This window comes from Secundilactobacillus oryzae JCM 18671 (genome assembly GCF_000740055.1).
Classification (GTDB): Bacteria; Bacillota; Bacilli; order Lactobacillales; family Lactobacillaceae; genus Secundilactobacillus; species Secundilactobacillus oryzae.
On sequence record NZ_BBJM01000002.1, the window covers coordinates 92,738 to 100,139 of the forward strand.

Annotated in this window: 8 protein-coding genes and 1 pseudogene; 3 read left to right on the top strand and 6 right to left on the bottom strand. The window is 46.3% G+C overall.

Annotation, left to right across the window (positions count from 1 at the left end; all coding sequences use genetic code 11):
* Positions 1-17: 17 nt before the first annotated feature.
* The 4 genes from LOSG293_RS01265 to LOSG293_RS01280 are packed head-to-tail and all read right to left on the bottom strand — an operon-like array spanning position 18 to position 3,123.
* The gene (locus tag LOSG293_RS01265; RefSeq protein WP_034526064.1) at positions 18-638 is read right to left on the bottom strand and encodes a flavin reductase family protein; all 621 of its coding nucleotides are present in this window, start codon (positions 636-638) and stop codon (positions 18-20) included.
* The gene (locus tag LOSG293_RS01270) at positions 635-1,258 is read right to left on the bottom strand and encodes an alpha/beta hydrolase (protein ID WP_034526066.1); all 624 of its coding nucleotides are present in this window, start codon (positions 1,256-1,258) and stop codon (positions 635-637) included. Before LOSG293_RS01270 ends, LOSG293_RS01265 begins: the two co-directional genes overlap by 4 nt.
* Positions 1,248-2,225, bottom strand: a complete 978-nt coding sequence (locus tag LOSG293_RS01275; protein ID WP_235786777.1) for a ring-cleaving dioxygenase — start codon at positions 2,223-2,225, stop codon at positions 1,248-1,250. Before LOSG293_RS01275 ends, LOSG293_RS01270 begins: the two co-directional genes overlap by 11 nt.
* The gene (locus tag LOSG293_RS01280; protein WP_034526068.1) at positions 2,206-3,123 is read right to left on the bottom strand and encodes a VOC family protein; all 918 of its coding nucleotides are present in this window, start codon (positions 3,121-3,123) and stop codon (positions 2,206-2,208) included. The genes LOSG293_RS01275 and LOSG293_RS01280 overlap by 20 nt, the downstream gene beginning before the upstream one ends.
* A 161-nt stretch (positions 3,124-3,284) precedes the next feature.
* Here LOSG293_RS01280 and LOSG293_RS01285 point away from each other — a divergent pair, with 161 nt between their 5' ends.
* Together LOSG293_RS01285 and LOSG293_RS01290 are read left to right on the top strand one after the other, a co-directional pair.
* Positions 3,285-3,764 carry a PH domain-containing protein gene (locus tag LOSG293_RS01285; RefSeq protein WP_034526070.1) on the top strand — a complete coding sequence of 160 codons (480 nt, stop codon included), beginning with the start codon at positions 3,285-3,287 and terminating at the stop codon, positions 3,762-3,764.
* Entirely contained in the window at positions 3,754-5,184 is a 1,431-nt protein-coding gene (locus LOSG293_RS01290; protein WP_034526073.1) for a PH domain-containing protein, read from the top strand. Before LOSG293_RS01285 ends, LOSG293_RS01290 begins: the two co-directional genes overlap by 11 nt.
* Before the next feature lie 68 nt (positions 5,185-5,252).
* Here the strand turns inward: LOSG293_RS01290 and galE are convergent, their stop codons facing one another.
* The gene (galE, locus tag LOSG293_RS01295) at positions 5,253-6,242 is read right to left on the bottom strand and encodes a UDP-glucose 4-epimerase GalE (RefSeq protein ID WP_034526075.1); all 990 of its coding nucleotides are present in this window, start codon (positions 6,240-6,242) and stop codon (positions 5,253-5,255) included.
* A 142-nt stretch (positions 6,243-6,384) separates the two neighbouring features.
* On the opposite strand from galE, the gene LOSG293_RS01300 reads away from it, so the two are divergent.
* On the top strand, positions 6,385-7,194 hold the full coding sequence (locus LOSG293_RS01300) for a glycerol dehydrogenase (protein ID WP_034526097.1): 810 nt from the start codon (positions 6,385-6,387) through the stop codon (positions 7,192-7,194).
* Here LOSG293_RS01300 and LOSG293_RS01305 read toward each other — a convergent pair.
* Positions 7,191-7,402: pseudogene (locus LOSG293_RS01305) on the bottom strand (IS30 family transposase); the annotation flags it as partial. The gene LOSG293_RS01300 and the pseudogene LOSG293_RS01305 sit on opposite strands and share 4 nt — an antisense overlap.

Genomic DNA, 7,402 nt, shown 5'->3' on the forward strand with positions numbered 1-7,402 from the left:
ACAACCTCCACTTTTAATTACTTGGGTCGTTCCACCGCAATAATATCACCTAGCGTACCGTAATTGCTACCGGCGAGCCTACTGATGGGATTAAGCCCTTTTGCGTCTACATAGTACTTATCTTCGTCCAGTAAATCATCGCGAAACGAAAAATGAACGACTTCCAACATAAACAAATCGGTCATCGGTTGTCCGTCATCATCATTGAGTGGTACGTGCGATTGCACCTTCACTTCAAGCGCTACCGTCACATCAACTAACCGTGGGGTTGAAATGGTCTGAGCCGGAACGGTTTCCAATCGATTAATCTCAATTTCACTTTCGTCAGGTGTCAACGTTGCAGCCGTTTGGTTCATTTGCGCCAAATGGGCTTGATCAACAATGTGAATAACCCCTTCACCTGTGGTCACCAAATTTTGCGCAGTATCTTTCATCTCACCATGGCGACAAAAAATCGACAATGTCACCATCGGGATTTGACTCGCCAAAACAGTAAAGAAACTGAAGGGCGCCAGGTTCAGCGTTCCAGTTTCTTGGTTTTTGGTGAGCGTCCAGGCAATCGGTCTTGGAATAATCGCGCCGGTTAGTAGCTTATATCGCTCTCGTTCTGTGAGTTGACTCGGGACAACTTCTTTCATTTTTCAACTAACTCCTTCGCAAACCAATCTTTCGCACGTTGCAACTCATCCGGCGTGATGTGGTGCGACTGTTCAGCGACGAACGTTGTCATTTGGACGCCACTTTTCTCAAAGGAGGCCGTCAAACTGGCAAAATTAGTGTCGCTCACAATCGGATCCTTGGTGCCGTGCGATAGCCAAACTGACTTATCCGGAATCTGAATGATATTTTCCGCTGGCTGCAGTTCCATTGCGTGGAACAAGGCCGCCGCCTGGAAAAAGTGCGGGTCATGAAGTAGCATTTCCGCCGCAACGTTAGCCCCGTTCGAATAACCAACCACCACAAACTTAGCCGGATCCAAACGATGACTCTCCGCGAGTTCGACAATGGTCGTTTTTAACCAATCCAATTGCACTGCTAAATCTGCCAAATCAAAGCCACCGTCTGGCGTGTGACGGAAATAGCGGGTCATTCCGTTTTCAACCAACGGCCCTCGAATGGAGAGAATCGTCGCATTTGGCGCAAGCTCTTTTGCAATTGGCATCAGGCTTGTTTCATCCCCACCAGTACCGTGCAGTAACAGCAATACCGGTTCTGATTCATCACCCGGTAAAAATTGATAATGAACTTTATGCACCATCTTCAGCCCCCGTGTTTACAGGTGTCAGATTGGCTTCAATTTCCTCACGGTAAGGTTCTAAGAATGGCGGCAATTCAAGATGAATGCCCGATTCTTCATACGTTTCATCCTGTAAGAAGCCTGGCCCGTTCGTTGCAATTTCAAAGAGAACTCCCGGTGTAACCCGGAAGTATTCGGACTTAAAGTAGAATCGATCAACGAAGCCAGAGTGTGACAGCCCGGTCTTTTGAATGCAATCAATCCAGTAGCGTAGCGACTCTTCATTGTTAGTCGTGAAGGCTGCATGGTGCACGCTGCCGTACCCTTGAATGGCAATTGGTAAGTCTTCGCGGTGCTCAATAATGACCTGGGCACCATGTCCACCGTCGTTTAATTCGTATTTAGTAAAGTCGCCCTCCGTTTCCTTGCGGGTAAAGCCCAGCAAGTCCGTTAAGGCCACATCCATATGTTGCGCGTTCATCACGGTAATATAAACGGGACCCAAACCGACAATTGCGTATTCGTCAGGCACATCACTGCCACGCCAAGGCGTACCACCCTCAACGCCCGCATTGTGCTCGTCGGAAACGAACGCATATTGCTGATCATCGAAGTCACGGAACTTCATCATTTTAGCGCCAAACTGCTCCGAGACGTCTTCATGATCAATGTTGAAATCATCGAGACGCTTGCCCCAATATTCAAGCGACGCATCGTTGGGTACTCGGAAAGTCGTTCGTGAAATACTGTTAGTTCCAGGTTGCCCCTTCTGAATCCCAGGGAAATCAAAGAACGTGATGTCTGTCCCAGCAGTGCCCATGTCATCCGTAAAGTATAGGTGGTACGTATGGGCGTCATCCTGATTGACCGTTTTCTTAATAAGGTGCAAGCCTAGTACCTTGGTATGGAATTCAAAAATCTTGCGCGCATATGAGGTAATGGCGGTCACGTGATGTGCACCCACTAAGTTATTCATGTCCTTTGTCATTTAAAAAGAGCCCTCTTTCTTGATGGAATTTCACAATATCTGGTCGTTCTTTTTGCCAGTTCGGTCCGACTCGTAATTCTTCACCCAAGTGATCCAGTGGTTCATCAAGCGTGAAACCTGGTCCGGATGTGGCGAATTCAATTCGAGTCCCATTCGGTTCTTTGATATAAAGGCTGTAGAACCAGCCCTGGTCAATGTATTCTTCAATATTTAACTGGTTATCTTGTGCTAGTTGATAGAGATTGTCCAAAATAGCTTTTGAACCAACATCAAACGCAATGTGGTCGATACTACCACGGCCAAAGCGAGTCTTCACGTCACTCTCACCTGGTTTAACGACCAATTCGGTATCGTTACGGGTTTGGACGGTCCCATTATCTGAATGAACCGTCAACTCGTTGAACTGTTTGAACCAATCCAGGGCCGCTGGTTGATCCGCACCATAAAGGGTTGTTGAATGGATTCGGATGATTTGATAATCACCCGGAATGTCGTTTGGCACCACTTGGTCGTCATTTAGTTTTTCGTCCTTCTTAACGAAGCCGATTTTGACACCTTCAGGATCGTTAAATACCAACGCCTCATTTTCATAATGTGACTCTACGTGGTGCTTGTCCAATCGATTTTGCCAAAATCCAAACGCATCCTTTGGCACATCATAGTAAATGGTCGACAACCGGTTTGCGCCATCTGTTCGATGGCCTAATAGTGGCACCTCAATAAAAGTTGTTGCCGTGCCAGGCGTTCCCAGATAATCCGCGTAAAACACGTGTCGCATCTTGGGGTTCTCCTGATTAATTGAGTTTTTCACCAATCTAAAGCCCAGCACGTTCACGTAAAAATCAATGTTTTGATCAACGTCCTTCGTTAACAATGTAATGTGATGTAATCCAAACAACGATGTCACCACCCCTTCGTAGATTTCAAAAGTATCTTACTATACTTATTATTAGTAAGCTACGAATTTGACCCGCATTTTTGTACCGCTTTCATTTTGTTTCAAAACCGATTACAGCCCCATGATATAATGAAGGCAAATACAGCTTTGGAGGATTTTTTATGGAAAATGGACAACCCTTACCGCAACGAATCAAAGTCATCTGGCGTTTTGATGCACTATGGCTCTTCTTGATTGCACTGGCAGTAGCTGTGGGAAGCTACGTGGCGTTGCAATTTTGGTCAGTTACCTTCTTCCACTGGACGCTATGGTTAGGCGTTGCCGGCGCCATTGTCGGACCACTCATTATCTTTCTACTCATTCCCTACTGGTATCGATTCCAGCGCTATCAGATTTCCGACGATGACGTCGAGCTTCAGTCCGGTTTCATTTTCCGGAAACGGGTTGCCGTACCAATCGGGCGCGTGCAAGATGTGAAACTAGCAGCGGGACCATTGTTTCAGTGGCAAAAGCTTCAGCAAGTCACCATCCAAACGGCCTCGACCAGCCACGAAATCGGCGGCTTAGATCCGGAGGTTGCCGAGCAGTTGCGCGATCAAATCATCCAACTTGCGAAGGAGGCCCGTCAGTATGAAGTCTAAGCAACGGCTCCATCCACTAGTGATTCTGGTGCTGTTAGGTAAATTCCTCAAAATCTGGATTGTACCAATTATTTTGCTTATTCCTGGACTTAATTCGGTGGCCAAGCTAATCCACTTTAATGTCTGGTGGCTTGTGGCAATTTTGATTGTCGTTGTCCTTCTGTTCACTGTTTTAGATTACCTGACGTTCAGTTTCGAGATTGGCTCCGCCAGTTTGACCATCCATTCGGGCATCCTCATCAAGAAGCACACCCATATTCCCTACGATCGGATTCAGTCCATTGAACACAATCAGTGGTTCTTTTTTAAACCATTTCACCTTGAACAATTAACTATCGAAACCGCTTCAAAATCCGACAGTCCAGAGGGGGTTTTAGCACTTGTTCCAACCGCCGTTGCGGCACAAATCGATGCCAAACGGACTGGTACATCACAACGTGCTACTGAAACCAGTATTGTTGCTGCGGATACGCCACACTACCAAATTAACACCCGCGAACTCAATCTTTATGCCTTAACCTCAATGGGAGTTGTGCCCTTGTTGGTCGCATTAGGTTGGTTATCCGACAAGGTTAATGAGATTTTTCCTAAATCATGGAGTGACGCACTCACCCAAACCGTAACTGGTCTTTCAATTTTAGCCATCATTGCGCTTGGTGTCGCGTTCGTCTTGATTGGCATTTTAGCGTCTTATTTAATCATTTTGCAAAAGTACTTCCATTTCCAGCTTAGCGCCGAGTCGACGCAATTGACCACTAACCGGGGACTATTCCGGAGTGTTAATTTATCAGTCCCCAAAAACCGAATTCAAGCCGTTACATTCAAACAAAACATCATTCGCCAGTGGCTGAAACTGACCACCGTTGCGACAATCTCCGCTTCCAAACGCGAGGGCAACGATAGCGAAGCCGAAAGTATGACAATGATGCCCGTCATTCAGAATTCTGACGCCTTCAGTCATTTGACGCCATTTCTCAACTGGTTGCCCTCACAAACACCGATATTAACGCGGCTGGCACCACAACGGAAGTGGCTGTTCATCCGTAACGCCCTCATTTTACCGGTCATTGTAGCAATCCCACTAATCTGGTTTTGGCGACCATGGGGCTGGTTGAGTCTTCTGCTATTGCCATGGGCGTTTTTCCAAGGTTGGTACGCTAGCGCCAATACCGGATGGTCATTGAAATCGAATCAATTAATCCTGCAAAAAGGGAGCTGGTTTAACCGCACGCTGGTGGTTATCCCCGGCACCAACATCCAAAGCCTCGCCGTTCGCCAATCGATTTGGATGAAGAAAACGGCCATGGCTCATTTGCGGGTCAACCTCCGCAAGGGCAATGGAAATTTCGAAATGACTGTCCGTTATCTCCCTAAAACGGTCGCCGATGACATCTATCATTGGTATACGAGCGTAAATTAAAAGAACTCGCCGAAGCGAGTTCTTTTTTCGTGGCAGCAAGGACTTAAACGCCTTACTGCACACCTCTTCTATTCTTGATAGCCATTTGGGTGGCTTTGGGTCCAAGTCCAAGCCGTTTCAATTGTTTTAGTAACGTCATCGAAGACTGGCTTCCAGCCTAAGACTTCGCGGGCCTTATCACTAGCAGCAATTAACGTGCTAGGATCACCAGGCCGGCGTGGTGCCATTTCAGATGGAATGGCTTGGCCCGTCACCTGACGTGCCGCCTGCAACAATTGGAGGTTGGAGAATCCAGTCGCAGAGCCCAAGTTAAAGGCATCACTCTTACCACCATTTTGAAGGTACTTAGCTGCTAAAATATGTGCTGCGGCCAAGTCCATGACGTGAACATAGTCACGAACGTTGGTACCATCTTCTGTATCGTAATCGTCACCAAAAATCTGAAGCTTCTCACGTTTGCCAGTTGCCACTTGCAAAATAATTGGTAATAAGTGGGTTTCTGGGTGGTGATCTTCACCGATTGACCCATCTGGCTTAGCACCAGCGACGTTAAAGTAACGCAAGGCCACAAAGCGGATACCGTATGCTTCGTCAGCCCAACGCGCCATCTTCTCCATTAGTAATTTGCTTTCTCCATATGGATTCGTTGGAATTTTTGGATCAGCTTCCGTTATTGGAATATGAACGGGTTCACCGTACACAGCGGCAGTTGATGAGAAGACGATTTGGCGAACATCATGATGATTCATCGTTTCCAAAAGGGTCACAAAGCCCGTATCGTTGTTGTTAAAGTATTTCAATGGATCCTTCATCGATTCTGGAACGATTGAAAAGGCCGCTACGTGAATGACGGCTTCAATCGTTTCCTTGCCGAATACGTTATCCATAAATTCGGCGTCACGAAGATCCCCTTCGTACAGACGTGCGTTCTCATTGACAGCTTCACGATGGCCGGTTGATAGGTTGTCGATGACGACAATGTCTTGGCCTTGGGTGATGAGCTGATCAACGGTAATTGAACCGATATAGCCAGCACCACCAGTAACTAAAATTGACATATTAACTTCCTCCATACGCTCAAATAAACATCTCTTATAACGATACCATTTATTGGGAAGTTTGAGAATGTTTGAATTAAAGAGTGGATAAGTTGTACAATTAAATTGTACTCAGTTTCACAAAATCGAGGAGGAATTTAATATGGCTAGAGAATTTGCAAGTCCAGCTCACTATGTTCAAGGCAAAGGCGTTTTCAACGATCCTCAGAAGTATCTTTCCGCACTGGGAAACAATCCCCTGTTGCTCTGCGATAACATCGTTTGGAAAATTGTTGGTGAACGCTTAAAGACGACTCTAGAAACGCAAAAGTTCACCGTCAAACGAGTCACATTTGTCGGTGAAGCCTCAGATGAAGAAACTGCTCGAGTCACCGCAATCGGGAAAGAACATCAAAACGATTTCATTATTGGTCTTGGTGGTGGTAAAACACTCGACTCCGCTAAAAACATTGCGGATAAATTAGGCATTCCAGTTGCTATCTTGCCAACAGTCGCTTCAACCGATGCGCCATGTTCCGCACTTTCCGTCATGTACACCCCTGATGGTCAATTCAAAAACTACGCATTTTACTCAAAGAATCCGGATCTCGTTTTGTTAGATACAGAGGTCATCAGTCATGCACCTGTCAGAACATTAATTGCCGGAATTGGCGATGCCATGGCAACCAATATCGAAGCGCAAGACGTTGCCCGAGGTTACAATAAGTCTATGCTAGGCGAGTCACCCACTCTTGCTTCCTTGGCCATCGCGCAAACTTGTGCGGACACGCTATTTAAACACGGCGCACAGGCCGTGAGTGCCGTGAAGGGTCAAGTCGTCACTCCTGCGCTAGAGTCTGTTGTAGAAGCTAACACACTGTTAAGTGGTCTTGGTTTCGAAAGCTCCGGATTAGCAGCTGCTCATGCAATTTACGATGGCTTTACCGTTTTAAATGGTAGATTGCAAATTTAATCTGAATTTTTGGACAAATTGGTCAGCATAACCTGATACGGTGTTTGCCAGTCGAGTATTTTAAGCGGTCGCTGGTTAATTTGGAGTAACGTCGTCGTTAAATCTTGAGTACTAATGTGCTCAAAACGAGTCCCTTTAGGATAAAAATAACGTAAATTCCGATTAAAGCGTTCATTACTACCACGTTCAGCTGGCGTATAAGCATGGC

Excerpts from the sequence above, each read along its gene's own strand:
- LOSG293_RS01265 (WP_034526064.1), bottom strand. The coding sequence starts at position 638 with ATGAAAGAAGTTGTCCCGAGTCAACTCACAGAACGAGAGCGATATAAG.
- LOSG293_RS01270 (WP_034526066.1), bottom strand. The coding sequence starts at position 1,258 with ATGGTGCATAAAGTTCATTATCAATTTTTACCGGGTGATGAATCAGAA.
- LOSG293_RS01275 (WP_235786777.1), bottom strand. The coding sequence starts at position 2,225 with ATGACAAAGGACATGAATAACTTAGTGGGTGCACATCACGTGACCGCC.
- LOSG293_RS01285 (WP_034526070.1), top strand. The coding sequence starts at position 3,285 with ATGGAAAATGGACAACCCTTACCGCAACGAATCAAAGTCATCTGGCGT.
- LOSG293_RS01290 (WP_034526073.1), top strand. The coding sequence starts at position 3,754 with ATGAAGTCTAAGCAACGGCTCCATCCACTAGTGATTCTGGTGCTGTTA.
- galE (WP_034526075.1), bottom strand. The coding sequence starts at position 6,242 with ATGTCAATTTTAGTTACTGGTGGTGCTGGCTATATCGGTTCAATTACC.
- LOSG293_RS01300 (WP_034526097.1), top strand. The coding sequence starts at position 6,385 with ATGGCTAGAGAATTTGCAAGTCCAGCTCACTATGTTCAAGGCAAAGGC.